Genomic DNA, 26,507 nt, shown 5'->3' with positions numbered 1-26,507 from the left:
CCACGGACGGCGTGTCGTGTCACGAACACTCGTTACTTGCCCGTGCGTATCGGCCCCGTCCGAACACCGGCCCGCGGCCCGCGACGCGCCGCCCCGCGAGACGACACCCCAGCCGGCCGGCGCATCAGGGCCCGCAGGGGCGGCACCGGCTCCAGCGGCCTGTTCATGCGGCGAACCCTTCGTCGGGGGTCGAGCTTCCGGCCTGCCGGCGGAGCGCTTCGAGCCTGTCGAGGGTCGCCTGGAGACGGTGCTCCGTGAGCCGCGCACGCTCCTCCAGGGCAAGGCGGTCGCGGCGCGCCCTTTCGAGCTCCTTTTCCAGCACCTGCAGCCGGTGGATCTGGGGGTTGACGATGCGCAGGGCGTCCGCCCGCAGAGCGAGCAGGTGGTGCGTCACCTCGGCCGAGACCGGGCGCCCGTTCTCGGCCGCCTCCCGCAGAAGCGCGTGCACGAAGTGCTCCGGCGGAATGCGGCTGCCGGCGAGGTAGCGCGAGACCGAACTCGCGTCGTATTGCTGGCGCCTGGCGAACCGGCGTGTGGAGACGTCCAGCACGTCGAACAGCTCGCGCAGCGCGGTGGCCAGCTCGTGCACCTCGGGCGGGAGGTTCGCGGGCAGGGCGCTCCGATGGCGGGACCTGCCGGATCCGGCGGACGCGGGCACGGGCCCGGGCACGGGCACGGGCGGGGGCGCTTCGGCCGTCAGCCTGCCCGTCGCCTCGGCGGCCGCCCCAGCGGTCGCCCCAGTGCCTGCCTCCGACAGGCGCCGGGCTGCCAGGGGATCCGGGGCCGCAGGAGGGCGGACAGCGTCTCGTGCGGCTTCCGCCTCGTACCGCCGCACCGCCGGCACCGGCTGGACGGCCTCGCGCAGCTTCAGCCGGTGCCGGGTGCGCAGCCAGGCCGCCTCGATACCTGCGATCCAGCGGTCCGGCGGGCCCTCCGTCGGCCTCCGCAACCACGGCCGGCTGCGGCAGGCGTACAGCAGGCAACCCCGGACCAGGGCCGAGACCAGGTCATGGGACGGGACCGTGGTGCGGTGCGGGGCACAGGTGTCCCCGAGGCTGCTGCGGGCGTGTCCGGTGAGCCGCGCCAGGCTGTGCAGGGAGGGGCAGCCCGCCCACAGCCGCAGTTCGCGCAGGAGCGCGACGTACGCGGCGGCGTCGACGGCCTGGGCCGGATCCGGCGGAGTGGCGGCCCAGGGTTCGTCCGGCCAGAGGCGGTCGCACCGCGGGCGATGAACCACTGCTCGGTCCAGTACTGCCGGTCACCCCGGCACGCCTCGGCGTACGCCAGGGTCAGGTCCAGGCTCGGCATCGTCGCACCGGACGCGGCGCCGGCCAGCGTCGACACCGAGAAGGCGTGGCCGACGCGGGCGGCCATCGCCCGGTAGGTGGGGTTGCCGGCGCCCCGGCGCAGGGCGCGCAGCCGCAGGGCGAACGTCCCGAACGGAGCGTCCGGGGCGATCGGCTTCTCGGGCCGGGGCATCAGCGGCTCCGGCCGGTCTCACGGGTGGCCGCCACCATCGCGACCAGGGCGGCGACCGCGGCGGACAGGTCGTGTCCGAGCGCGACCAGCACGATGACGATGACGGCCACCGGAAGGAGCGCCGGCACGGTGAACGATCGGCCGCCGGGCAGCCCGACACAGAAACTGCTGCTGTTGGGGTTCATGGGGAAGTCCTTGGTCCGGACGGGAGATGAGGGAGCGTCACGGGTTGCCGCCCGTGCCGCTGCTTCAGCCTGGCACGACGGTTCGGCGGCAGACCACCCTGTCCGGGGATGGTGTTTTCCGGCTGTGTTACGGCCGCACGCGAGCGTCCCCGCAGTGCTCCCAGGGGGTTGTCCACGCACATCCAGGACCGGCCGGACAACGCCTGTGGCGGCCGCAGGTGGGACCGTCCGTTGTCCGGCACCGTCCGGGATCGTCCCGGCCACAGATGCCCCCTCCTGCAACGACCTCGCGGAGCCGAACATCTCCTCGTAGGCAGCTTCAGGTCCTGGTCCGGACGGGGCAGCCGTACGCAGCACAACGCGGGGCCTTCGTTGCCGCGAGGGCCCCGCCCCTCCCCGGGTACGCACGCCGCTGGTCCGACAGCCACCGCCCGAGCGGGAACGCCCCGGCGGTCTCGACTCCGCCGCGACTCCTCTTCACGGCGCCCACCAGGTCACCGGCGCTCCGGCGGCGCGACGTCGGCGCCGGGACCGGGGCCGCCTGTCGATCACAAACCGTACAACCGGCGGGTGTTGGCCCCTATGGAGTGAACCGCACCGGAAGCCCGTGACCCTTGGCCGGAACCTTCCATACGGTGGCCCCTCTTCGCTCATCACCACAACTGGGGGGCCGGTGCGCAATCACCGACTCGTAATGACCGCTGCCTTCGTGGCGGCCGGTCTCGGCATCATCCCGGGCACCGCGCAGGCGGCTGATCCCGTACCCGTCGCGGCCGGCGTGGCCGAGGCGATCACCAAAGCATCCACGTCCCAGGGCTTCCACAGCCCCGCGGACCGCACAGTCCGTACCACTCTGCCCGCCGCCACCGAGGGGAAAACCAAGGCGAACGCCAAAACCGCAGCACCGCAGACCGCCCAGGCCGCGTCGACCGAGCAGGCCGCACTCGACGCGGGAGCCAACCCCGCCCTCGCCGTGGACGTCAGCGGCACCAGCTACACCGCGCACGGGATTCAGCTCACCACCCTGATCACGAGCGCCGACTTCGCGCTCGACGTCGTCATCGACTGGGGCGACGGGAAGACCGACACGGTCACCGCCCAGGGCGCCGCCGAACTGCACCACTCGCACACCTACGACAAGTCGGGCGAATACCAGGTGCAGGTGAAGGTGACCGACGCCGCCAACGCCGTCCAGGCCACCAACGGCGGAGCCTTCCTCACCCCGGGCGCCGACTTCACCCCGCACGCCCCGACCCGGCTCCTCGACACCCGCAACGGCACCGGCACCGGCGAGCCCCCGGCCAAGGTCCCCGGCCAGGGCTCCGCCCGCGTGAAGGTGGCCGGGAACGCGGCCATCCCGGCCGGGGTCACCGCGGTCGCCCTCAACGTCACCGTCACGGAGACCGTCGACAGCGGCCACATCACCGCCTGGCCCGGCGCGGGATACGACCGCCCCGTCACCTCCAACCTGAACTACACGGCAGGACACTCCGTCCCGAACCTGGTCATCGTGCCGGTGGGCGAGGACGGCTACGTGGAGCTCTTCAACGGCGGCTGGGGCGCCGTGGACCTGATCGCCGACGTCACCGGCTACTTCACCCGGGCCTCGGACAGCGGGTACACCTCGATGACGCCCGCCCGGTTCGTGGACACCCGCGAGGGCGTCGGCGCGCCCCCGGGCATGCTGGGTGCCCGCAGCGCCTTCACGACCCCGGTCGGCGGCCGGCAGGGCGTGCCGCAGAACATCACGGCCGTGGCCCTGAACGTCACGGTCACCGAACCGCAGGGGCCGGGTCACCTGACCGCCTTCTCCGGCGCCGGGGCGGTTCCGACCGCGTCGAACCTGAACTTCGTGCCCGGCCAGACGGTGGCCAACGCCGTGATCGTGCCGGTGGCCTCCGACGGAACGATCAAGATTTTCAACGGGGCCTGGTCGCCGACCCACGTGGTGGTCGACGTCGTCGGCTACTACAGCAAGGAGAGCAAGGCCGCCTTCCTGCCCTTCACCCCCTTCCGGACGCTCGACACGCGCGTGGAGCAGTACGGCTGGACCGGCGGCAGGTTCCGGGCCCGGGAGTACATCACGCAGGGGTTCACCCCTGAGGGCGACATCCCGGCGGGTGTCGAGGCGTACGTGCTCAACGCCACCGTCACCGAGACCGGCGGCACCGGATTCCTCTCGGTGACCCCGAGCCCCTCCGCGCTGCCCGCGCCGGGCGAGCCCGCCGCACCCGCCGCGGCGCGTCCCGTCTCCTCCACCCTGAACTGGACAGTCGGCGCGACCGTGCCGAACCTGGTGCAGGCGAACGATGGCGACCACGGCGTCATCAACTTCTGGAACCAGGGCCATGAGGACGCCGACCTGGTGCTCGATGTCTTCGGTGTCTACCAGTCGAAGTGACCCCCGGGGGTGACGCGCTCGCGCGTCACCCCTTCCTCGCGTCACCCCTTCCGCCCGGCACCCCCTGTCGCGGGGTCCACAGGGGCGCACCGGCGTGTCAGTGGGTGCCTCTAGCGTTGCGGCATGATCTGGACCGCCGCTCAGGACACCCTCCCGCCCGTGCCTCCCGCGCGGCGGCTCGACGCCGCGCCCGAAGGACTCGTGGACACCGTCGAGTTGACGGCGGCCCACCTCGACTCCCGCGCACACACCGTGGCGGACTTCGAGCGCTCCCTCGCCGGGCTGGTACGGCAGGCACACCGGGACCGCCACCCGCTCGCTCGGGCCCTCTCCTGCGCGCTGGGGCACCGCTACGAGGAGCAGGAGATCGAGGCGCACCGGCTCGGCGGGGTGAACGTCGTCGTGGCATCGCTGCTGTGGCTGGTCCCGGGATACAGCCTCAAGCCCGAGTACGTGCGCCGCCATCGGGGACACGAGGAGTGCTCCCAGGAAGGCCTGGAGCTGGTGATCGCCGCCCGGCTGCGGGAGATCGCGTACACCCTCATGTCGAAGGACCCGCTGCCGTTCCTGCTGTCCACGCCCAGCTGGGACACGGGCGCACTGGAGGCGGCCGAACTGGTCGAACGGCTCGCCGAGTACCGGCGCGCGGGTGTGCGGCCGGGCCCGGCCGACTTCGGGCAGGCGCTGCTGCGGGTGCGGCGCGACGACCCCGCGGCCGGAGCGGCCGCCGACGCCGCGGCCCGCCTCGGCACCGCCGAGGGAACCCGGCTCGCCGCCTGGCTCGGCCCCGACGGCGAACCGGCCCCAGCGCTGCGCCGGGTCGTCGAACCGGACCCCGCGGCACACCGGGCCTGGCGGCGCACCGGAGCCACCGCCGCACAGGTCGCCTTCCGTACGGGTGAACGCCCGCGGCTGCAGAAGGAGTTCCCGGAGCCCTTCCACTGGCTGGGCCGTCCGCACGAAGGGTTCACCCAGTGCTATCACTGGCACGAAGGCCACCCCGTCCGGGCGTCGGTGCTGCCCGAGGACCGCGAGACCCAGGCCGCCTGGCTCCTGCCGCACGTGACCCTGGCGGCGACGGCCGGCGATCACGGCGGCGCCTGGATGCTGCCGCACCTCGCCCGGCTGGGCGGGCCCGCGGGGCCGGCCCTGCACGCCGCCGTGGCGGCGGGGCTGGGCGGCCGGTACGTGGAGAGCCGGCGCCCGGCGGTGGAGGCGCTGCTGGTGCTGGCGGCCCGCGGGGAACTCGACGCCCCGCTGCTGGGCCGCGAACTCGCCGCCATGACGGCCCTGGGCACGGTCAAGCCCAACCGGCTCGCGGACGCCGCCCGCGACGCCGCGGCAGCGGGCGCCCACGCGACCCTCTGGCGCGTGCTCGCCGAGGTACTGCCGGCCCTGCTGCCCTCCGTACGGGGCGCCGGCGAGCTACTGGCCGTCGCCGCGGACTGCGCGGAGCGATCCCACGCCGCGGGCCCGGTCCCCGAGGCGGTGGCCGCGGCCGCAGCCCGCCGAGGCTCCTCCGCCGTCGTGACCGAAGCCCGCCGCCTGACCCTCGCCCTCACCGGCGGGTGAGCCGGGCCGGAACCGGTGGCCCGGCCGACCGCCGGGGCCGGGGACGCCCTCCGGGTACGCGGACCCTGCTGCCCGGGGCGAAGGTGTACCTGGATACACCCCCTTCGGTACCCATGTGCAAGGACCGGCCCGCACCGCACCGGCAGCATCGACGAGGGGCGTGACAGGCACGCCCCGAGCGACCCACGGGGGAGGCCGGGCGGCATGCCGGGAACCGAGCAGGTGCAACAGCAGGCACGACGGGCAGGACGAAGCGGTCGGAACGAGCGGAACGAGCGGAATGGGCGGAACGAGGGGAGCGGGGGGAGCGGGGGGAGTGGGCCGAGCGGGCGGCGGCCCCGATGGGTGGCGGAAGCCGGGGTGTTCCTCGCCGTCGCCTTCGTGGCGGCGGGGTTGCTCGGCGCCGTCCAGCCCGCGACCGGTATCCCGCCCGAGGTGGTGCAACTGACCCAGGTCGGGCCCGCCGTCGCCGTGGCCGCCGTGGCTCTGCTGTGGCCGGGCCGGATCAGGGACCGGCTCGCCGGCACCCTGCCCGCCCGCGAGCGGACCGCCGGCACCGCCGGTCGCCGGGTGGCCCTGCTGCTCACCCCCGTCCTCATCATCGCCCTGTGCGCGGGCGGCGGCCTGCTCACGTCCGGCTCGCTCCCCGTGACCGGCCCGCAGGCCTTCACCCACCCCGTCGTCCTGGTCGTGGCCGCCCAACTCCTCGGCGCCTGCGCCGAGGAGATCGGCTGGCGCTGCCACCTCCAGCCGCTGCTGCGCACCCGCTTCGGTCCCGTCACCGCCTCCGCGCTGGTCGGAGTCCTCTGGGGCCTGTGGCACGTACCGGTCTTCACGCACGAGCCCGCCTACGCCGCCGGGTTCCTGCTGGCCACCACCGCCATGTCCGTCATCCTCGGCCTGGCCCTGGAGGGCGTACGGAGCAACCGGCTGCTGCTCGCCGGCGGCTTCCACACCCTGGTCAACCTCGGCATGCTGTACGTGACCGACGAGACCGCCGCAGCGACCGCGCCCATGCTGATCCTCGGAGCCGCCTGCCTGGCCGCGGCGCTCCCATGGCTCGCCGCCACCCGCCGGGCCGAGCACCCGGCGCCGGATAGGATCACCGACGCAACGGCGCGCGGGGCACGCTGACATGACGGGACGACGGGTGGGTATGGCGGCGCAGGGGACTTTGCGGCCCGGCAACAGGGCTACGCGGGCCCGGATCCGGAGTGCCGCGGTGGACCTCGGCCGCTGCCAGCTGCTGTCCCTGGCCGCGTTCGCGGTGTCCGGCGCCGGCTGCCTCGTGATCGGGGCCCTGCTGCTCCTGCCCGTCGGCGCCGGCTTCCTCCTGCTCCCGCCCGCGGCGACGGCCCTGCGCAACATGTCCGACCGCTACCGCCGATGGGCCGCCGCCTGGACGGAGACCAGGACCGTGGCCCGGGCGCGGGCCGGGGTGGGGGCCGGTGCCAGGACCGGGGCGGGGGCCGGGGAGCGGGCGGTCATCAGTCCGCCGCAACCCCTTCCGGCCCGGCACGCCGGCAGGGGCGGCCTTCGCCGGCGGACCCTGGCGATCCTCGGCGACGCCGGGTTCTGGCACGACCTGCGCTGGGCCTGGGCGGAGCCCTGGACGGGTGCGCTGCTCGCCGCCCTACCGCTCGCCCTCGTCGAGTACGGGCTCTTCGGCGCGGCCGTCCAGCCCTTCGTGTGGCGGCTCCTGGGCGACGGCAACTGGTACGCCTTCGTCCGCGTCGACTCCACGCCGTCGATGCTCGCCGCGCTCCTCCTCGGCCTCGCCTTCACCGCCGCCGGACTGCGGCTGGCCCCCGTGGTCCTGCGGCTGCACGCACGCTGGAGCAGGCGGCTGCTGGCCGCCCCGTACACCACCGAACTCGTCCGCCGTATCGAGCACCTCGCCGGTTCCCGCGCCGACGTCCTCGACGTCCAGGCCGCCGAACTGCGGCGCATCGAACGGGACCTGCACGACGGGGCACAGGCGCGCCTGGTCTCCCTCGGCATGACGCTGGACGAGGCCACCCGCCTCCTCGACCACGACCCGCAGGCCGCCCGCGCCCTGCTGCAGGAGATACGGGCCACCTCCCAGCGAGCCCTCCAGGACCTGCGCGAGCTGGTCCACGGCGTACTGCCGCCCGTACTCGCCGACCGGGGCCTCGGTGACGCGGTGCGCTCGCTCGCCCTCGACAGCCACCTCGACGTGCACGTGGAGGCGGCCCTTCCCGGCCGGCTCCCCGCCCCCGTCGAATCGGCCGGCTACTTCGCCGTCGCGGAACTGCTCGCCAACGCCGCCAAGCACTCCGGTGCACCCGAGGTCCGCATCCACCTGAGCCACACCGGCGGCGCCCTGCGCGTCACGGTCGCCGACGACGGCCGCGGCGGCGCGGACCCCGCCGGAAGCGGTCTGCGGGGTCTGCGCCGCCGCCTGGAACCCTTCGACGGAACCCTCGTCCTGCACAGCCCGCGGGGCGGCCCGACCACCGCGACCTTGGAGATACCGTGCGCGTCGTCCTTGCCGAAGACCTCTGCCTCCTCCGGGACGGGCTGACGCGAACCCTCCAGGACCACGGCTTCGACGTGATCGCCGCGGTCGACAACGGCCCCGCCCTGCTCCGAACCCTCATCGAGGAGGAGCCGGACGTGGCCGTCGTCGACATCCGACTGCCGCCCACCTTCACCGACGAGGGCCTCCAGGCGGCCCTCGCGGCACGCCGGTCCCGGCCGGCGCTGCCCGTCCTCGTACTGTCCCAGTACGTGGACCAGCTCTACGCCCACGAACTCCTCGCCGGCGGCCAGGGAGCCATCGGCTACCTCCTCAAGGACCGGATCACGCACACCACCCAGTTCGTCGACGCGGTACACACCGTGGCGGCGGGCGGCACGGTGATGGACCCGCAGGTCATCGCCCGGCTGCTGGCCCGCAGCGACGCCCGCGGCACCACGGCGGAACTGACACCGCGCGAGCTGGACGTCCTGCGCCTCATGGCCGAGGGACGCTCCAACGCTGCCGTGGCACAAACCCTGTTCATCAGCGAGAGCGCGGTCGCCAAGCACACCGCGGCCATCTTCACCAAGCTGCGGATCGAACCGTCCGCGGACGACAACCGGCGCGTGCTGGCCGTCCTCGCCTACCTGAAGCGGTAGCGGGGGATGGGCAAGTGCGGGCCCGCGTGGTGAGATGCGGACATGGAAGCCGTGTTGGCCAGCTTCATAGCCGTCACCGGAACCCTGCTCGGTTCCTTCATCACCCTGACCGTCCAGCGCCGCGCGAGCGCCCAGGCGGAGGTCTTCACCCGGGCCCAGCAGCTGCGGCAGGAGCGCCTGACCACGTACAGCGCGTACGCCGGATCGGTCACCGCACTGAAACGGGCCACCGTCACCCTGTGGTTCCGGCTCCAGGAGGCCCCCGACGGCCCCGAGGCGCGGGAGGCCTTCGCGGAGTGCGACCGTCTCGGCGCGGCCACGGAGAACGCGCTGTTCCACGTCCGGCTCCTCGCCGCCGATTCCACGCTCGTCGCCCTCGCCACCGCGGCCTTCGACGCCATCGGCCCGCTACGGGCGGCGCCCACCCGAACGGTTCTGGCCGACCGCGAGCGGGACCTGCAGGACGCCCTCGACGCCTTCGTCACCGCGGCCACGGCGCAGGTTCACTGACGGGATGTCACGTACAGGTGTGTGTTCAGTTCGTGCCGGAGGCGCACTGCTGCTGGAGTGTGTGCAGGAGGTCGAAGGCGGGGCGGTCCACCGAGCGGCGGGCCGTGTTGCCGAGGGCGATGACGGCGAGGCGCTTCTCCGGATCGAAGCCCACGAAAGAGGAGAAGCCCCCGGTCCCGCCGTTGTGCCAGATCTGAAGGTGGGCGCCCTGCCGGGGGTGGAGGCGGTGGGCCATCCAGCCGAGGTGCACCCGGGCGAAGGAACTCCTGCGGTGCTCCACCGCACGACTCAGGCGGATCGCCTCGGACAGTTCCGCGGGCCCGCCGTCCAGCTGGGCCCGTACGTAGGCCACCAGGTCGGTCGCGGTCGACCGCAGGGCGCCGGCGCCCGCCAGGTCGGCGAGATGCCACGGCGTGACGGGCCGCCCCGGTCGGGCGTGGCCCCGCGCGCAGCGGTCCGACCGGGCGGCGTCCACCGTGACGACGGTGTCGGTCATGCCCAACGGGGCGCAGATCTCGCGGCTGATGAGGGACTCGTAGTCCGTTCCGGCCCGCCGGGCGAGGGCGAGGCCCAGCAGCCCGGATCCGAGGTTCGAGTAGCGGAACCGCTTCCCCGGCACGGCCCGCAGCCGCGTCCTGGCCAGCCCGGACAGCAGGGCCTCGGCCGTGCAGGCGGCGTACGGGTCCGACCTCGACCGGTTCAGGAGGACCGGCAGCAGGATGCCCCGGGGCAGCCGCGGCAACCCGGAGGTATGGGTGGCCAGATGCTCCAGGGAGATGGGCCGGCCGTCGCGTGACGGTACGGCCGTCCCCGCGGGCAGCAGGTCGGCGAGCGGCTCGTCCAGCGCCGCCCTGCCGACGGCTGCCATGCGCGCCAGGGCGAGGGCGGTGAACGTCTTCGTCACCGAGCCGATCTCGAACAGGGTGTCCGGCCCGGGGACGCGCCCGTCGCCAGCGCCGGTGCTCCCGGCGCCGCGGATCTCCACGGTGTCTTCCGCAACCGCGGCCACGACCACGCCGACGTGCTTCTCGGCCAGCCGGTCCGCGGTCCGCTGGGCGAGGGTGCCGAGTTCTTGTGCCATGACCAACATCCTGGCGGCTCCCCGCTCGCGCCCGGTGCCCCTTGATGATGATTTCCGGTACCCGGCCCTGCGACCTGAGCAGTACGGCGCGGACGGCGAGGGGGAGGGCGACGGCGAGGCGACGGCGATGGCGATGGCATCGCCCGGAGGAGCTGCCGGAGCTTCCGCTCGACACGTGAGGGACCCGCGGGCCGACAGGGCCTCGGGCGGGAGCTCCGCGGGCCGGGTCACCGTCCTGTCGGGGAAGCGTCGGTCATGGACATCAGGCCGCGCAGGCCGTCGCGGAGCATGGCGGGGTCGATCCCGCCGAACAGTGCCTGCTGGGTGATGTATCCCTGGGCCGCCGCGATCAGGGTGCGCGCGATGTGTTCGGCGGGGACGTCGGAGGGGAGCATGCCCGCCTCGCGGTAGCTCTCCACGAGCCCCACCCACGACCCCACGACCTCCTTGTACCCGCGGCGCAGCAGCGCGGCGAGTTCCTCGTTGCGCAGGGTCTCGGTCCAGACCTGGAGCATCAGGCGGGGGAAGTCCCGGGCGTCGGCTCCGGGCTCGCCGGCCCGTACGTCCAGGATCGTCCCGAGGACCTCGGAGATCAGGAGGTCCGGGGCGGGCGGCGGGCTCTGCTCCGCCGCCCGCTCGAACGCGCCGCGGATCGACACGAAGGTCTCCTCGGCGATCGCGACGATGAGCTCCTCCTTGCTGCGGAAATAGCGGTAGACGGCTCCGGCGGACAGGTCCGCCTCCTTCAGCACGTCCTGCATGGACGTGGCGTGGAAGCCGTTGCGCGTGAAGCAGCGGGTTGCGCCGTCGAGGATCTGCCGGCGGCGGGCGTCGAGGTGCGCCTGGGATACACGTGCCATGCCCCCCAAGCTAAAACGAACATTCATTCTTGACAAGGCGAGAAGGTCGTCCCACAGTGGGGCCAGGACGTAAAACGAACGATCCTTCTCTTTGAAACGAGTCCCGTCATGGCAGTGACATCCGCCTCCGGCCCCACGGTCCCGGCCTCCCGCCGCGTCCTGGCCGTGATGGTCATGGTTCCGCTCCTCGCGGCGCTGGCCCTCTGGGCCTTCGCCTGGCCGGCCGCCCGAATGGCCCCGCGCGACCTGCCCCTCGGCGTCGCGGGACCCGCCGCCGCGGCCGCCCCGCTGGAGCAGCGGCTCGCCTCCCACGAGGGGGCCTTCGAGATCCACCGGTACGCCGACGAGGCGGCCGCTCGCACGGCCGTCCGCGACCGTGAGGTCTACGGCGCGGTCGTCGTCACCCCACAGGGCCCGCACCTGCTCACCGCGTCCGCCGCGAGCCCCGTCGTCGCGCAACTGCTGACACAGGCCGTCGCGGCGCAGTCGCCGCCCGGAGCTCCGGCCGTCCCCGTCACCGACGTGGTGCCCACACCCGCCGCCGACGCCCGCGGCGCCGCCTTCGGTGCGAGTGTCCTGCCCCTCGCCCTTGCCGGGGTCGCGGCCGGCGCCCTGGTCTCCCTCAGCGGTCTGCGCGGCGGCCGTGCCGTCACGGCGGTCCTCGGCGCCGCCGCCCTCGTGGGGCTGACCGGGGCCGCCCTCGCCCACAGCTGGCTGGGCGTCCTCACCGGCAACTGGTGGGCCGAAGCGGGGGTCCTGGCCCTTACCGTCGCGGCCGTCGCCGGCGGCGTCGCCGGGCTCCACGCCCTCCTCGGCAAGTCCGGCATCGGCCTCGGTGTCCTCCTCGTCGTCCTCCTCGGCAACCCGTTCTCCGGCGCCGCGGGCGCGCCGCACCTGCTGCCCGAGCCCGCCGGACTCGTCGGCCAGTGGCTGCCGCCCGGCGCGGGCGGCTCCCTGCTCCGCTCGGTCGCCTTCTTCGACGGCGCCGGCGCGGCCGGGCCCGCGCTGGTCCTGTCCCTGTGGGCCGTGCTCGGAGTGACCGCGGTCCTGGTCGCCGACCGACGCCGCCCCGCCCCGGCCGCCGGTACCTCCGCGGCCCCGGTCCCGTCCCAGGCGGCTGCGGCCCCGGCTCCCCGGGCGTAGGAGGTCCCGGCCCGCGGTCGCCCGTGCGGGCCCCGGGATCCTCCGTACCGTATTCAGAAAGGTATTCACCGGTGCATACTCGGGGCATGGCAGACACGACTGTGAAGATCGACTCGGCGACGCGGGACCGGTTCGCCGCGGTGGCGGCCGCCCGCGGCATGAGCGTACGCGCCTACCTGGCGGAGCTGGCCATCGAGGAGGAGAACCAGCTCGCTCTGGGCAGGGCGACCGCCGCGTTCCGCGAAGTCGTCGGCCGACCGGGCATCGCCGAGGCGTTCGACCGTGAGTTCGGCGGGCCGCCCGCGCCCGCCCGCCCGGGCCGGGCGGCCTGATCTTGGACCTGCACATCGACATCCGATGGCTCCTGGACCGGCAGGAGGAACTCCTGGGCCAGGACCTGGGCGTCCTGGACTACTCCGGCCTGGTCGCCGCCGTCGCCCGGCACCGCGTGAACACCCCGGCGCTGGTGGCCGACGCACCCGACGCGTACTGGCGGGCGGCGGCACTGCTGGAGCAGATCGTCCTGCTGCGCCCGCTGCCCGCCAGGAACGAGTACTTCGGCTACGGCGTCGCCGTGGCCTACATCAGGGCCTCCGGCAAGGACGTCGACACGGCGTTCGAACCGTGGCGCGACCTGATCACCGACATCCGCGCCCTGCGCCTGAACGTGTACGACGTGGCCGAGCGGCTGCGCTCGATGCGCCCGCCTTCCTGACCGTTGCCTGACCGCCCGAGGGGTGCCGCCGCCGTTGGGCCGGCGGCGGGACCGGTCAGGAATGGAGAAGCCCCGGCGGCGGTGCGGCGCCTAGCGTGCTGGCCATGGCAACCACCACGCACACAACAGCCCACACGTCCCTCACGTCGGTCACCCTCGAGGTGGCCGACCCCGCCGCCGCCCGCCGCTTCTACGCCGCCTTCGGAGTGGAGCCGTACGTACGACTGCGGGCCTCCGAGGCGCACTCCACCGGCTTCCGCGGCTTCACCCTGGCGCTCACCGTCTCCGGGCCCGCCACCGTCGACGGCTTCGTCGCCGCCGCGGTGGACGCCGGCGCCACGGTCCTGAAGCCCGCCGCGAAGTCCCTGTGGGGGTACGGCGGCATCGTCCAGGCACCCGACGGGACGATCTGGAAGATCGCGACCTCGGCGAGGAAGGACACCGGGCCCGCCACCCGCGAGATCGACGAGGTCGTCCTGCTGCTGGGCGTCGAAGACGTCAAGGCCACCAAGCAGTTCTACGTCGGCCGCGGTCTGGGCGTGGCGAAGAGCTTCGGCGGCAAGTACGTCGAGTTCGCCGCCGGAGGGGCCGGCTCCGTCAAGCTGGCCCTGTACAAGCGCCGCGCCCTGGCCAAGGACCTCGGCGTTCCCGCCGACGGCACCGGCTCGCACCGCGTCGTCCTCGGCAGCACCTCCGACGCCTTCACCGACCCCGACGGATTCGCCTGGGAAGGCCCCGAATCGCACACCCCCGCGACGCAGCCCTGATTCCCCGCCCCCCCCCCCGAGCCCCGACGGCAGGGCGGCGGGTCGGCGGGTCGACGGGTCGGCGGGTCACGCCGCGTACGAAACCACCCGCGCGTCGTCGATGTACAGACACACCGCGCCGTCCACCGGGCACCTCAGGCCGACCGAGATGCCCCGTACCTCCCCCTCCGCGGTGAAGGAGAGCGCGACCCCGACCTGGAAGACGTCGTGCCCCGCGGGGCAGCGGGGCAGGTCCGCCGGTTCGAACCCCGGCCCCGGCGAAGCGGGCGGCAACGGCACCTCGGACGGCTCCAGCCGCCACCGGCGGGAGGAGCGACACACATCGCCGTCCGTGACCCCGAGTGGTATGCAGCAACCCACGCAGAAGCACTCCCCCTTGGCGACCTCGAACTCGTCCTCCCCGGCACCGCACATCCTGCACTCGGCGACCAGGGTCTCGACCCGCCCGCCCGGCTCGCCACGGACGGCGCCGCGCACCAGGCGCAGCACATCCTCGGGCCCGGCGGCGGGAGATCCCACCGCTCCCTTCGTCCAGACGATTCCATGATCCATGAGAGGGATCCTCGCACGCCGCCCCGTTCGATGATCATGCAAAGGATCGGGCGGCGGAACGAAAATCAGCGGTGGGGGAGCGGCGGCAACTGCTTGGATGCAGCCATGACGACTGTTCTTCCCGCTGAATACGAGATATCCGCCGACTCCGCCCGGATCGATCCCGCCCTGGTCCACAAGTGGCTGTCGGAAGACGCGTACTGGGCCCACGACCGGTCCCGGGAGAAGCAGGACCGGGCCATCGCCGGATCCCTGAACTTCGGCGTCTACGAACGGGCGTCGGGTCTCCAGGTCGGCTATGCCCGCGTGGTGACCGACCGGGCCGACTTCGCCTGGCTGTGCGACGTCTACATCTCCCGGGAGGTGCGCGGCAAAGGACTCGGAACCGCGCTCGTCGCCGCGGTGCGCGACCATCTCGCCCCGTACAAGCTGCGCCGCGTCCTGCTGGCCACCGCGGACGCCCACGAGATCTACGCCAAGTTCGGCTTCGCCCCGCTGGAGGCGCCCGAGCGGTGGATGACCCTCGGCAGCCAGTGAACCACCCGCCCCCGTTGCGGGACCGGCGCTTCACGCCTGCTCCACCGCCCGCGCCCGCGCCCGCGCCCACCGCGCCGAGCCGACAGCCGGGGCCCGCGGATGTTGTGGGCTTCCTGCTCGCTGCCGGGGCGACGCGTGCGAGATCATGACGGTGGTGTGGCGCAGTGCAGGGCATTGCGGTTCGGCTCGGTGCGAAGGATATGCAGGCTGTGCGGGAGGCGGAGTTCGTCACGGTCGCGGGACTGGTCGCGGCGGTGGCACAGGGGGAGAGCGGTGCGCTGTGGCGGCTGGAGGCCGCCGACCGGCAGCTGGACGCCAACCTGGTGCGCCACCTGCCCGGGACGGGCGGGGCGGCGTACGTCGAGAACGAGGTCGACGTGATGCTGGTCGTCGTCGGGGGCGGTGGCACCCTCACCCTCGACGGCACCAAGTCCCGGCTCTCTCCCGGCTTTCTCGGCCTGCTGCCGCGCGGCACCTCCCGGGCGCTGCTGGCCGGCCCCGAGGGTCTCCTCGTGCTGACCGTGCACAACAGGCGCCGCGGCATGAGCATCGGACGCAGCACCCCTGCCGCCCCGCCGGAGCCGTGCGCGCTGCACCTGGTGTGCGTCCGGTGCCACCGGCACGCGATCGAGGCGGAGGCCCGCTACTGCAGCGGCTGCGGCACGGCCTTGCCGGAACGCCGTACCTCCTGACGTCGCCGCCGTCGCGGACCTGCCCCAGCAGGACCTCCCTCGGCCTCGACCAGGCCCGACAGCCCGTCGCGGGTCGCGGGGCTGACGCGCCGGCTGAAGGCCACGGCAACCCGTACGACCAGGTCCGGCCTGCGCTACGTCCGGGTCCCCGGCCGCCCACAGCCGTGCGAACCGGCGGGCGTCAACCGGGCATGTCGTGCGCGGGTGGTTCCTGAGGTGCGCCAGGAGCCCACGCCCCGCCACCGCCGGACCCGGGGTCCGGCGAGCGGCGAGCGGCTTTGATCCGCCACACCGGCCCTCGGGAGCCGCGCCATCACCCTCAGTGGCGCTGTCGCAGGGCTATGGTGACACAGGGTCAGATGTTGTCGGGTTCCGTGCCGCGAGTACGGGACACCCTTCCGGAAAGGCTTGCACCCGTGTCTGCTGAACTCTCCGATGATCTGAAGCGCCTCATCGACGACGCTCCCCTGTTCGCGACGGTGGCGACCATCCAGCCCGACGGCAGCCCGCAACTGTCCGTGACCTGGCTCATGCGCGACGGCGACGCCCTGCTCATCTCCACGACCGAGGGCCGCAGGAAGGAACAGAACCTGCGCCGGGACCCGCGCATCACCGTGATGATCAACCCGCCCGACGCGCCGTACACCTACGCCGAGGTGAGGGGGACGGCCGAGCTGAGCACGGAGGGCGGCCAGGAGCTGATCAACGAGCTCTCGCTGAAATACACGGGCAAGGCCTACCGGGACTTCAACCCCGCCTCCGTCGACGACGCCCCGCGCGTCGTGGTGCGGGTCGTTCCCCGCAAGGTCGTCGGCTCGATCTAGTGCGGCGCGGCAGCCGTGGGCGCCCCGGGCCGGACGGGCCCCGGGTCGGACGTCCCGGGCGGGACGGCCCCCGGGGCGCCCACGGCGGGCTTGCGGCTAGGCGACCAGTTCCTGTTCGGCTGCCGCGGCACCCGGCAGGTCTTTCCCGGACCTGTTCTTCACGAGCTCGACGTTTTCGACGAACAGCTCGAAGAGCAGCTGGCTCGGACCGACCTCCCTGCCCCTCTTGCCGTTGTTGCCCTGCGCGATGCCCAGGCTGTAGGGCTCCTTGTCCTCGGCCTTCACGCCGATGTACCCGCCCAGAGTGCCCTCGTTCGGGTTTGCGTTCTGGTACGTCCCGTCGTCCTTGTTCGCCTTGCGGATCAGGTCGTTCTTGTAACCCGGCCCGAGCGCCATGTGGTTCGGGTGGAACAGGAGCGTGTGGGCGCCGGGCTTCAGCGTGAACCTCAGCTGGACCGCGTACGGCTCACCCTGCATCTCGTAGTACCCGTCTGCCTGGCCCTGGTCGCCGAGGTGGGCCCCGATCGTCATGCCGGAGTACCCCTGCTCCCTGAACCCCTTCGCCGTGCCCCCGCCAGCGGCGATGTATTGCGTCATCGCGTTCCGGGAGGCCTCGTCGCCCCAGTAGGTCAGAGCGCTGTAGGCCTCTTCGAAGCTCATGGAGCGGTACAGCTCCATCCGTCCGCTGGGTTCCTTCATGCTCGACAGGTCGCTCAGCAGCTGGGGGCCGACGGTCGCGATGATGTCCTCCATGCGGCGCGGAGCCTTGCTGGCCTTGAACTTCTTCGCGGTCTTCTTGGAGTCGGCGATCTGCGCCGCCTTGGCTTTGGCGGCCGTGCTGCTGGATTCGCCCAGTCCGGCCTTCCCCTCCCAGTACTCCACCGTCAGCAGGTCCTGGGGGTTCGCCACGCGCTGCACCGCCGGGTGGGAACCGCCCGCTGCCGAGGGCGCCGCCTGCCGCTGTACGTCCGCGGTGGCCCGGTGGCCGGGGGCCATGACCCGGCTGGCGTTCGCCTCGGCCTCCCGCTCGAACCGGTCCGACGGGTCGGAGACCTTCAGCCCGGCACCGTTGTCGGTACCGGCGACCGGCCCCTGGCGCTGCTGGATGACGTGGGTGAGCTCGTGGGCGAGGGTGTGCTTGTCGTTGCCGCCCGCGCCGATGACGACATGGCTGCCCGAGGTGTAGGCGCGGGCCCCCACCTCGGCGGCTGAGGCCTTCGCGGCGCTGTTGTCATGGATGCGTACGTCGGAGAAGTCCGCGCCGAGCCGGGTTTCCATGTCGGTGCGGGTGGCGTCGTCCAGGGGGCGGCCGGGGGCGCGCAGGACGTCGTGCACGGCGGACCGCTGAACCGCGTGCTGCCCGGTCTGCTGGTGTCCGCATCCGTCGGTGTGCCGGTGCTCTTCGCGGCCCTGGCCCTGGTCCTGGTCCTGGAGGTGGCCGCTCCGCCGGAGCATCTGCACGACCGCGGCGTTGCCCGCACCGGCCTGCAGCGCCATCAACCCGACCGGCGGCGCGGCCTCCTCCTGCGGAGCCGCGGAACGGCGGGAGGACAGCAGCAGTCGGTCGTCGGTCTTCTGCGTCGGCCGGGGGTGCTTGGGACTCACCGCATCGCCCTTTCAGTGCGTCGGGGAAGCCGCTTCGCGCGGCTGCAGGGCCACACCCCGAAGGTCGGTCACCCGTCATGACCAGGGGTTCTGAAGCATTATCAGCTCACCTTCCGAGGCGAAGCCAACGATCGACGCCCGGCCGTGCGCTCTCTGCCCGGACGGCCACCGAGCCGTGCAACCGAGGTGCCCTTTGAGGCAGATCCACCGCCCCCGGCCAGTCGGCCCGGACGGCACTGTGCCCCCGCGTGCTCCGGCGACTTCTGGTTGCCGTCGCCCTGGCGGACGGTCGGGGCGGCCGTGCCAGTCGGCCACCCGTGACCCGCTTCGCCGGACGGCGTGGGCGCTGAATCGTCAACTGCCTAGGTGTTCGTTGCCGCGATCGACATCGCCAGCCCGTCGGTGAGCCATCGATGCGCCACGGTCATGTTCAGGACGCGCCCGGCCGTGGCGGTGCCGACCAGGGTCCAGTACCGCTCCAGGCGGGGGTCGAAGCCGGATGACCGCGACACCAGCCCGTGCAGGTGGGAGCGGAAGGCGGCGGTGTCCGACTCCCGCCGGGCTCGCGCGTGGGCGGACACGAACGCGTCCACCGCCTCGCCGGCGCCCGGCGGCAGGCCTTGGGCCAGGGCGGCGGCCGTCAGCGTGGCGGCTTCGTCGATCTCCGCGTAGAAGGCCGGGCCTTCCCTCATCTCCTCGTCGTAGTCCTGGGTCCAGCGGGTGAAACCGGGCGTGGAGATGAGCAGATGCAGCTCGCCGTAGGCCAGAGCCGTGGCGGGGACGGGCTCCTGCGGCGGGGCGGGGGCCAACATGGCGACCATGATGTCGAGTCGAGGCTTGGGCATGGCCGCGGACAGCTCGCGGTACCAGTGATCGGTGAGGGTGCGGTGCGCCTCCGGGAGCCGCTGCACGCGGGAGAGTATCTCCAGACGCCGGAGCCGTTCCTCGCCCGGGCAGTCGTTCAGTGACATGAGCGTGGCCTCGCGCCACCGCAGTTCGGTAAGCCGTTCCTGCACCGATTCGAGCTCGGTCGCCACCAGTTCGCCGAGCGTGCGCTCGCCTGTGACCACCTGCGTAATCGTCGCGATCGGAGTGTCAAGCGCGCGCAGGCGTCTGATGAGCCGGATCCGCTCCCACGCCTCGGGGCCGTAGCGCCGATGACCACCGGTGCTACGAGCCGCCACCGGCAGCAGACCGCTGTCGGAGTAGTAGCGGAGCGTTTTGACGGGCAGGCCCGTTCGGGCCGCGAGTTCACCGATGCTCCAGGTGTCTTGCGTCACAGTCCCTTGAACCTCCAGTGCACGGGAGGTTCTAGCGTATTGATCACTGACGGGTTCGGTCCCACTGACGGCTTCGGTCCCGTCCCCTCGTCGCCCTCCCTCCCGTCCCCGACCCAAGAACGGTGGTACGCATGCCCCCGACCACGACGGCCCCGCGTCCGTCCGGAAGAGCCGGACACCGGCGCCTGGCGTTCCTTCCCTTGCTGTGTGCGGCGGCACTGCTGTCGGCCACCGCCGTACCCGCAGCCGGCGCAGGCCCCGCGTCCCCGGTCGTACGGACGGAGCAGGGCCTGGTACGGGGCGTGGCCCACGACTCGTACACCACCTTCGACGGCATTCCCTATGCCGCGCCGCCGAGCGGACCGCTGCGCTGGCGGGCCCCCGTGCCCGCCGCCGCCTGGCACGGTGTCCGGGACGCCACGAAGCCGGCTTCACGCTGTGTGCAGATGCCGACACCAGGTGCGGGCGGGGGCGGGGGTGCGGGCGCGGTCGTCGGCTCGGAGGACTGCCTCTACCTCAACGTCACCGTTCCGGCGACGAAGCCGGCCGCCACCGCGAAGAAGCGGCCCGTGCTGGTGTGGATGCACGGCGGTGCGTTCCTGGGCGGTTCCGGCAGCGACTACGGCGCCGAACGGCTGGCGGTCCAGGGTGACGCCATCGTCGTCACGGTCAATTACCGGTTGGGGATCTTCGGCTACTTCGGCCACTCCGGGCTGGGCGCCGCCCCGCCGTTCGGCCTGGCGGACCAGCAGGCCGCCCTGCGCTGGGTGCGGGCGAACGCCGCGCGGTTCGGCGGCGATCCGGGCAGTGTCACGCTGTTCGGTGAGTCCGCGGGCGCCCTCGGTATCTGCGCCCACCTCACCTCGCCGACGGCCGCCGGACTCTTCCAACGGGCCGTCCTCCAAAGTGGTTCCTGCCTCACGTCCTTCCCGCGCGGCGCGCTCGCCCCCGGTACACCGGCGTACGAGCCGTTCGCCGCACAGGCCGATGTCCAGGCGGCCGGCGCGGAAGCCGCCCGCCAACTGGGCTGTACCGAGGGCGGCAGGGACGAGGTCCTGGCCTGCCTGCGCCGGCAGAGCACGGACCGACTCGCCACCGCACAGCTGATGCAGTCCTTCAACCGGCCCGCCTTCGGCAACGCGCTGCTGCCCGTGGCACCCGCCCAGGCGTTGGCGTCGGGACGTTTCCACCGCCTGCCGCTCATCCTGGGCACCAACCACGACGAGATGCGGATGTTCGTCGGCCTGTCGCTCGCCGCGTTCCCGATCCGCACCGAGGACGACTACCGGGCCCGTCTGGCGGAGGCCTTCGGGGCTGCCGCCCCGGCCGTCGAGGCGCGGTATCCGGCGGCGCACCACCCCTCTCCCGCGCTGGCCTGGGCGGCGGTGCTGACCGATCGATCCTTCACGTGCACCACGCTGGCGGCCGGCCGGGCCATCGCGGCGCACGCCCCCGGCCTGCCCCTCTACGGCTACGAGTTCAACGATCCGGACGCTCCCGTCCTCGCCGGCCTGCCGGCGAACCCGGGCTTCCCCTACGGCGCGGCGCACGGCTTCGAGATCCCGTTCCTGTTCACCTCGTTCCCCACCGAACGACCGCTGAGCGACGGCCAGCGCGCCCTGTCGGACCGGATGGTCGGCTACTGGACGAACTTCGCGCGCACCGGCAACCCGAACAGCGCCGGGGCCCCGCTCTGGCCCGCGCTGCGCGCCTCCTCCCCGCACGCGCCGTCGGTGCAGTCGCTGGCTCCGGGCCCGGGCGGCATCCACCCCGTCGACGCCAGTTCCGCACACGCATGCTCGTTCTGGGACCGCCTGTCCCAGTGACCCGCGAAGGCCGTCAAAGGCCAGCACATGGGGGCGGCTCCACGCGGGCGGATCCTGGGTTCCCCTCTCCGTCCAGCCACCGCGAAACGGGGTTCAGGCTCCTGATGCCAGGCTGTGGCGGGTGCGGCAGAGCAGTTCCAACGCTGTGTTCTCAGCAGCACGGTCCGCGCCCAGGAGACGGTTGCAGTGCAGGTGAACGTAGCTGTGGCACAGCTCGGGCAGTGTTTTGCCGAGTTGCCGGCGGCGATCCAGCTCGGCGAGCCGGCGGGCGGCGTCCGCCAGATGAGGTCGGCGCCGGGCGAGGATGTCGCTGATGAGGCGAGGAGGTGGCCCGCGCAGCAGGTCACAGAATTCTGCCTTACGGGTGCGGTACTCCGCGCCTGCCAGCCGTCGCCGGGGAGTCGCCCGCTGGTAGAAGCGGAGCCTCTCGGCTTCGCCGAGACCGAGCCCGGTCAGCAGGTCGTCGATGGTGAGCAGGGCCAGGCCCGTCCGGTCGAGCTGAGACGTGCCGGCGTGGTCGAGGGAGAGCAGGTCGAGAACGGCGGCGCTGTCGGCCGAGTACAGCTGTTCGGCGACATCCATCCCCATGAGGCCGCCGTATCGTTCGATCTCACGATCGTAGACGTCGAAGGTGAACCGGGAGAGGTGGCCGTCGGAGAGGAGGGCGCCGGCCCGGTCGCTGACTGCGGGGACGAGCACGGAGGGGTCGCCGCGCAGGCGTAGCCGCAGGTGGGGTTCGGGGTCCGCGTAGCGCAGGAAGACGCGTCGGCCGCAATGGCGGTCCAGGGAGCGGACGAGCTCGCGGATCGGGCCGACGAGGAGGGATTCCTCTTCCTGCCGGTCGCCGTAGAGCTTGACGAAGGTCCAGTCGCTGCCCGGGGGCCGTAGCCGGTCTGCCCTCGTCACCGCGGCGCGGGCGCCGGAGGCAGGCGAGGGAACCGAGCGCGGAGCAGAGGCACTGCGCGTCATGGACACCACGAGTTCGACGGTGTGGCGGCCGTTCGGCCCGCTGACCCAGGCGTCGTCGAGGCCGGGTACGGCCTCCTGGAGGACCACGCTGCCGCCGGGCCCCAGACGACTCAGGGCTCGACGTATCTCGTCGGCATGGGACTGCGCGGTGACGTCGATGAGGAGCCGGTGGTCCGCTGCCGTGTCGCTGCTGGTGAGGTACGTGTAGCGGGGCACCCGCCACTGTCGGCGCCAGTCGTCGAACCGGGCCGGGAACCGGTCCGGCTGTCCGGCCATCTCGTGCGCCGCGGTGTCGTCGATGCGCCACTGGGCCGGGTGCAGGATGACACGGCCGGAGGTGACGCGTGGAAGGTAGGGGAAGCCGCGGGCCGGGCCCCAGTCGAAGCCGATGAGCTGTGCGCTGCCGTCGCGGCTCACCTCGGCGAGGAACTGGCAGGCTGCGGGGGCTCGGCTGTGGTTGAGCATGTGTCCTGAGCAGACGCTGATCTCCCGGCGTTCCCCCGTGCCGTCGACCCAGACCAGTGCGAACCTCCCGTTCGTGATGCGGACCGCGAGTTGGTCCAGGGGGATGTAGCGTGCGGGCCCGTCCTCGGCGCTGGTGCGAATACCGACCTCGTGGTCGCGGATCGCGGGCCGGACGACGACGTTCGCCGAGCGGGTCTTCTCGGGGAGGTAGACCAGTTCGGCCAGAATGCGGCCGGTGTCCACGGCTTGCTCGGCTGCGGCGATGTCGCCGAGGGCGGGTACGGCGCCGGGAAGCATGCCGGCGAAGCGGCCGAGGTTGCGTCCGGCACCCCCGGCGCCGACGTTGGGGCCCACGACCAGGTGGAAGTCGCCGGCGTCGATGGCGGCGGGTGACGGGGCGGAGACCATCGCGTAGAGGTCGAGCGATGTCGGCAGCCGCTCGGGAGCCACATCCCAGAGGGCGAGTCGGTCGATGGTGTCCTGGTCGAGGTCGATGCTGGTGAGGTGGTCATGGAGGGCGCCGGTGGCGAGGCGGAGCAGGGTGTCGGAGCGGGCAGCTCTGGCGGGAATGACCGGAGGGAGGAGGGAGGGTGAGCCGAGGCCCGCGACGGGATCGAGGAGTTCGAGGACGGATACGTCGCGGTCGGGGCCGTAGCGGAGTTCGAACGCGCTCCGGTACGCGCTGATCTGCGGCAGACCGAAGGGGAACGGGGTCAGTTTCAGCAGCAGTTCGGCCGCCCGGACCGCTTCGTCGGCAACTTTACGGGACACCTGGCGGGCGGCCAGCGGCTGAACGGAGTCGACCTGGAGCGGTGTGGCCGTGTCGAAGCCCGTGACGCGGCGGGCGTGGTCGGCGAGCGCGGGGAAAGTGGCGCCGCCGGTGCAGGCCGGCTGCCGCTCCCAGTCCTGGATCGCGGCCAGCAGTTCGCCGAGGTCCGCGGCGGCGGTGCCGGCTGCCGGTATCCGGCCGAGGTGGTCGAGGACATGTCCCGCGGGGTCGAGGTGGGTCAGCGGAGGGCGGAGGTCCGTCAGGAGGAATGCGTGCCGCCACAACCGGTACAGCAGATCGTGGACCTTGTCGGGGGTGGCTCCGGGGACGGCTTCCAGGAGGTCGGCGGCGAGGTCGGCGTAGGCCATGGGCATACGGGCGAGGGCGAGGGCGCGAGTGACGGCGCCGGTGGCGCGGAGGGTGACATTCTCGCCGCCGTTCGCCCCGAGGACCGCCTCGACACCACTCAACGTGATCCGGCCGGCGCGGTGCAGCACAGCCGGATTGGCGATGACCGTGGTCGCCTCCCGGATCTCCGTTCGCGATTCGAGGTCGGTGACGAAATGCACGAGGGCGTGCATGTCGACACGGGCGTGGACCTCGGGAGGCTGGTCGGCGAGGCGGACGTCGGTCACCGGGCCCCACCGCCCCAGAGCGACGCCGGCGTTCAGCCCGAAGGGAGTGGGCCGGGTAGTGAGGCGAATGAGATAGCGCAGGATGCTCGACTCGATTCGCCGCCGGTCGCGTTCGGAGCGTACCGGCCCCAGCAAGGAGGCGGCGAGGGGCAGGGACGACACGACAACGGCACGCCTGGCGTGCTCGTTGTCCCGGATGCGAGCGGTGGGGGGCACGCGCACGAGGTCCTCGGCCGAGGGGTAGTCCGTGACGGGGAGGATCGGGGTGCGGATCACGAAGTGGTCCAGGCAGCGGTACAGCCCCGACGCCCGGGGCGCGGCTCGTCGCCGAGTGCCGGGACCACCAAAGGCGTCGCCTCTCATGACAGCAGGAAGAACCGGTCCCAGGCGGGTGGTTCGAGGCTGACGGCGGCAAGAAGGGTGAGGGCGACCCCTGCGGCGCCTTCGAGGAGGCCGGACCGGTCCTCCCGGGTGCCGTCCGGCTCGATACTGCGGTAGCCGAAGGGCGCCTGCGGCTGGTATTCGCCGAGCAACTGGTCGACCAGGCGTCGCGCCCCGTCGCTGATCTCCTCGTCTCCGGTGTCGACGGCGAATCGCAGGGTGACCTGCAGAAGTCCGGCGATGCCGTGGCAGAAGCCGGGCGAGTCGATGCGCCGCCGGGCGACGGGTCGCCGCAGTACGGCCCGCATGGCCGCGACGGCCGTACGGGTCAGGTCGGGGTCGCCGAGAGCGGCGCCGGCCAGCCAGAGGGCGCGCGCCACACCGGGGCTGCCGTAGCACCAGGCGTCGCGGGCCGCCGACGGTACTCCGGTGTCCTCACCGAGCGGGACGACCGACGGGTACGACCCTCCTCGGGCGTCGTCGACGTGGTGCGAGGCGAGCCAGGACGCCGTGCGGCGGATCGCCTCGGTGTGCCCCGCGCCGATCGGGCCGTCGGCGTGGGCCAGGGCGAGCAGGGCGAGGGGGCCGGTGATGCCGTGGGCGAGACCGCAGTTGGCGACCGCGGTCCGGTACCGGTCGCGGATGCTGTCGTCCGCGATGAGGGCATGGGGGGTGTGCCACGCCGGGACTCCTTCGACGGCACGTGACAGCTCCACGAGCCAGGCGAGCACGGTGTGAAGGGCGCGGTCCCGGGCAGGGCCGGCCGGCCGGGAGTGGAGGTACGCGGCCACGCCGGTCCACCCCGACACGAGGTCGAACGTACCGACGGCGAGGCCCTCCCCGGTCACAGCGGGAAGGCGTCGGGGAATCCTGGCGTACAGGCTGTCGTCGATGTCCCCGAGGAGGGTCCGGTACCTCTGCTCGCCGTGTGCCAGATACGAGGTGGTGAAGGCCACTCCGGCCAGGCCGGCGAAGAGTCCCAGGGTGCTCACCGGGTTCGACGCGGTGCCGTCGACGGCGCGGCTGAGGTGTTGGTGGGCCACGAGGTCCCAGCCCTCGCCGGGCAGGCACCGGTCGAGGTGTCCGAAGGCGAGGGCGAGGCCGCATGTTCCTTGGGCGGCGCTGTGGGCCGTCCATCGAGGACGTCCTTGGAGCGGTGCCTCACGGGCCGCTTCCTCGACGACGTCGGGGTCACGCAGCCGCGAGAGCACGTCCACGGAGACGGCACGCACCATGGCGACGGTCCGCGGGTCGCCGATGGCCGGCTGCCAGGCGGAAAGGACCATCAGGCTTCCTGCTGAGGGTGCTCGACGACTCTGCGGATGACATGCTCACCGGCGACCTTGCGCGTGACCCCGTCGGCCCGGACCTGGCTGACCTCCAGGACGTAGTGATCCTCGTAGAGACTGCGGTCGCACTCCGAAGTGCAGGAACCGCAGGTCTCACAGGTGTCGGTCTCGCCGGAGGCTTCGAGCGTCGGGCAACTGCCCGCACAGGTGCTGGCACAGCTGTTCGTGCACTCATCGCCACAGGTACTGGCACAGCTATGGGTGTCCTGGATGACGAACTTGTCCACTTCCCGCGTCGTCATCTTGACCCGGATGTCCAGGTCGAACTGGTCATCGCTGTACGTAACGTGTGCTTGCTCGTCTTCCATGACTCAGCCCTCGACATTTTGCTCACCGAGCAATGCCCCTCCTTCCACGATGGCACCTCGGCTGAAGCCCGCAACCCCGGCGGGCCAAGGCCCACGCCCGGGGGTCCGGCGCCGCCGCGACGCGGACGCGACGGAGCAGCAGCCGGTGCCGGCGGGCCGGTTGCTTCGAGGCCAGGGGCCTGCCGGCGGGACAGCGATCGCGTTCGCCGACGCCACGGTCAGCGTGGGGGCACCGGCTGGAGGCGATCTGGCCCGAGTACCTGTGCCAAGCGAAGTTGCGCCTGTCGAAGTGGACCGCCCCGGTGAAAGCTGCCCGCCCGGGCCGCCATCTCCCTCGAAACACCCAGGTCTGGCTTCCCGGCGGCCCGGCCGCGGACTGCCACTCCTTGACAGCCGAACACCATCGCCGTGACCGACATCCATTCAGGTGCCCTGACTCGGCCATGACAAGGGCGTGAACG

General features: G+C 72.7%; 24 protein-coding genes. 14 read left to right on the top strand and 10 right to left on the bottom strand.

All coding sequences use genetic code 11. The features are described from left to right. Window positions 1–163: 163 nt before the first annotated feature. Together NRK68_RS00390 and NRK68_RS00385 are read right to left on the bottom strand one after the other, a co-directional pair. Entirely contained in the window at window positions 164–1,237 is a 1,074-nt protein-coding gene (locus tag NRK68_RS00390) for a helix-turn-helix domain-containing protein (protein ID WP_257854337.1), read from the bottom strand. Between the two features lie 241 nt (window positions 1,238–1,478). After that, window positions 1,479–1,664: a hypothetical protein gene (locus NRK68_RS00385; RefSeq protein WP_183069468.1), complete on the bottom strand. Its 186-nt coding sequence runs from the start codon at window positions 1,662–1,664 to the stop codon at window positions 1,479–1,481. 694 nt (window positions 1,665–2,358) lie between these two features. On the opposite strand from NRK68_RS00385, the gene NRK68_RS00380 reads away from it, so the two are divergent. From NRK68_RS00380 to kilB, 6 genes are all read left to right on the top strand, one after another. Next, entirely contained in the window at window positions 2,359–4,065 is a 1,707-nt protein-coding gene (locus NRK68_RS00380; protein WP_257854336.1) for a PKD domain-containing protein, read from the top strand. 123 nt (window positions 4,066–4,188) lie between these two features. After that, complete coding sequence (locus NRK68_RS00375; RefSeq protein ID WP_183069466.1) at window positions 4,189–5,637, top strand: DUF7824 domain-containing protein; 1,449 nt, start codon at window positions 4,189–4,191, stop codon at window positions 5,635–5,637. 360 nt (window positions 5,638–5,997) lie between these two features. Beyond that, window positions 5,998–6,771 carry a CPBP family intramembrane glutamic endopeptidase gene (locus NRK68_RS00370; protein WP_257854334.1) on the top strand — a complete coding sequence of 258 codons (774 nt, stop codon included), beginning with the start codon at window positions 5,998–6,000 and terminating at the stop codon, window positions 6,769–6,771. Between the two features lie 88 nt (window positions 6,772–6,859). Beyond that, a complete protein-coding gene (locus NRK68_RS00365) occupies window positions 6,860–8,182 on the top strand; it encodes a sensor histidine kinase (RefSeq protein WP_257854332.1) in 1,323 nt (440 codons plus the stop codon). Continuing rightward, window positions 8,134–8,778 (top strand): response regulator transcription factor, encoded by a 645-nt coding sequence (locus tag NRK68_RS00360; protein WP_257854331.1) that lies wholly within the window; start codon window positions 8,134–8,136, stop codon window positions 8,776–8,778. Before NRK68_RS00365 ends, NRK68_RS00360 begins: the two co-directional genes overlap by 49 nt. Window positions 8,779–8,820: 42 nt before the next feature. After that, the gene (gene kilB / locus NRK68_RS00355) at window positions 8,821–9,288 is read left to right on the top strand and encodes a plasmid transfer protein KilB (RefSeq protein WP_257854330.1); all 468 of its coding nucleotides are present in this window, start codon (window positions 8,821–8,823) and stop codon (window positions 9,286–9,288) included. A 25-nt stretch (window positions 9,289–9,313) separates the two neighbouring features. On the opposite strand, the gene NRK68_RS00350 is transcribed toward kilB, so the two are convergent. Beyond that, on the bottom strand, window positions 9,314–10,369 hold the full coding sequence (locus tag NRK68_RS00350; RefSeq protein WP_257854328.1) for a serine hydrolase domain-containing protein: 1,056 nt from the start codon (window positions 10,367–10,369) through the stop codon (window positions 9,314–9,316). 227 nt (window positions 10,370–10,596) lie between these two features. Further along, window positions 10,597–11,229, bottom strand: a complete 633-nt coding sequence (locus tag NRK68_RS00345) for a TetR/AcrR family transcriptional regulator (protein ID WP_257854326.1) — start codon at window positions 11,227–11,229, stop codon at window positions 10,597–10,599. A gap of 108 nt (window positions 11,230–11,337) precedes the next feature. Here NRK68_RS00345 and NRK68_RS00340 point away from each other — a divergent pair, with 108 nt between their 5' ends. The 4 genes from NRK68_RS00340 (at window position 11,338) to NRK68_RS00325 (ending at window position 13,854) form a co-directional block, all read left to right on the top strand. After that, on the top strand, window positions 11,338–12,372 hold the full coding sequence (locus NRK68_RS00340) for an ABC transporter permease (protein WP_257854324.1): 1,035 nt from the start codon (window positions 11,338–11,340) through the stop codon (window positions 12,370–12,372). Window positions 12,373–12,458: 86 nt separating this feature from the next. Beyond that, complete coding sequence (locus NRK68_RS00335) at window positions 12,459–12,704, top strand: antitoxin MazE7 (RefSeq protein ID WP_257854322.1); 246 nt, start codon at window positions 12,459–12,461, stop codon at window positions 12,702–12,704. Between the two features lie 2 nt (window positions 12,705–12,706). Next, window positions 12,707–13,087 carry a hypothetical protein gene (locus tag NRK68_RS00330; RefSeq protein ID WP_046776898.1) on the top strand — a complete coding sequence of 127 codons (381 nt, stop codon included), beginning with the start codon at window positions 12,707–12,709 and terminating at the stop codon, window positions 13,085–13,087. A 104-nt stretch (window positions 13,088–13,191) separates the two neighbouring features. Continuing rightward, window positions 13,192–13,854, top strand: coding sequence for a VOC family protein (locus NRK68_RS00325; RefSeq protein ID WP_257854320.1), 663 nt, complete (start codon window positions 13,192–13,194; stop codon window positions 13,852–13,854). Between the two features lie 66 nt (window positions 13,855–13,920). Here NRK68_RS00325 and NRK68_RS00320 read toward each other — a convergent pair whose 3' ends face one another. Beyond that, the gene (locus NRK68_RS00320; protein ID WP_257854319.1) at window positions 13,921–14,406 is read right to left on the bottom strand and encodes a hypothetical protein; all 486 of its coding nucleotides are present in this window, start codon (window positions 14,404–14,406) and stop codon (window positions 13,921–13,923) included. Window positions 14,407–14,511: 105 nt separating this feature from the next. On the opposite strand from NRK68_RS00320, the gene NRK68_RS00315 reads away from it, so the two are divergent. The 3 genes from NRK68_RS00315 to NRK68_RS00305 all read left to right on the top strand — a co-directional run bounded on the left by NRK68_RS00315 (window position 14,512) and on the right by NRK68_RS00305 (window position 16,459). Then, complete coding sequence (locus NRK68_RS00315) at window positions 14,512–14,943, top strand: GNAT family N-acetyltransferase (protein WP_183069457.1); 432 nt, start codon at window positions 14,512–14,514, stop codon at window positions 14,941–14,943. 200 nt (window positions 14,944–15,143) lie between these two features. Then, window positions 15,144–15,635 (top strand): zinc ribbon domain-containing protein, encoded by a 492-nt coding sequence (locus tag NRK68_RS00310; protein ID WP_183069456.1) that lies wholly within the window; start codon window positions 15,144–15,146, stop codon window positions 15,633–15,635. A gap of 416 nt (window positions 15,636–16,051) precedes the next feature. Further along, entirely contained in the window at window positions 16,052–16,459 is a 408-nt protein-coding gene (locus NRK68_RS00305) for a PPOX class F420-dependent oxidoreductase (protein WP_183069455.1), read from the top strand. A 96-nt stretch (window positions 16,460–16,555) separates the two neighbouring features. Here the strand turns inward: NRK68_RS00305 and NRK68_RS00300 are convergent, their stop codons facing one another. Then, window positions 16,556–18,064, bottom strand: a complete 1,509-nt coding sequence (locus NRK68_RS00300; RefSeq protein WP_373023441.1) for an eCIS core domain-containing protein — start codon at window positions 18,062–18,064, stop codon at window positions 16,556–16,558. A gap of 362 nt (window positions 18,065–18,426) precedes the next feature. Continuing rightward, complete coding sequence (locus NRK68_RS00295; protein ID WP_257854318.1) at window positions 18,427–19,344, bottom strand: MerR family transcriptional regulator; 918 nt, start codon at window positions 19,342–19,344, stop codon at window positions 18,427–18,429. Window positions 19,345–19,475: 131 nt separating this feature from the next. On the opposite strand from NRK68_RS00295, the gene NRK68_RS00290 reads away from it, so the two are divergent. Further along, window positions 19,476–21,170, top strand: a complete 1,695-nt coding sequence (locus NRK68_RS00290) for a carboxylesterase/lipase family protein (RefSeq protein ID WP_257854317.1) — start codon at window positions 19,476–19,478, stop codon at window positions 21,168–21,170. 93 nt (window positions 21,171–21,263) lie between these two features. Here the strand turns inward: NRK68_RS00290 and NRK68_RS00285 are convergent, their stop codons facing one another. From NRK68_RS00285 to NRK68_RS00275, 3 genes are all read right to left on the bottom strand, one after another. After that, the gene (locus NRK68_RS00285; RefSeq protein WP_257854316.1) at window positions 21,264–24,284 is read right to left on the bottom strand and encodes a lantibiotic dehydratase; all 3,021 of its coding nucleotides are present in this window, start codon (window positions 24,282–24,284) and stop codon (window positions 21,264–21,266) included. 83 nt (window positions 24,285–24,367) lie between these two features. Then, window positions 24,368–25,675, bottom strand: a complete 1,308-nt coding sequence (locus NRK68_RS00280; protein ID WP_257854315.1) for a lanthionine synthetase C family protein — start codon at window positions 25,673–25,675, stop codon at window positions 24,368–24,370. Further along, window positions 25,675–26,046, bottom strand: coding sequence for a hypothetical protein (locus NRK68_RS00275; RefSeq protein ID WP_257854314.1), 372 nt, complete (start codon window positions 26,044–26,046; stop codon window positions 25,675–25,677). The genes NRK68_RS00280 and NRK68_RS00275 overlap by 1 nt, the downstream gene beginning before the upstream one ends. Window positions 26,047–26,507 lie beyond the last annotated feature (461 nt).

Source organism: Streptomyces yangpuensis (assembly GCF_024666385.1).
In the GTDB taxonomy this organism is placed as follows: domain Bacteria; phylum Actinomycetota; class Actinomycetes; order Streptomycetales; family Streptomycetaceae; genus Streptomyces; species Streptomyces yangpuensis.
The sequence above is the reverse complement of the archived record's forward strand: the minus strand, read 5'-3'. Positions and strand labels throughout refer to the sequence as shown.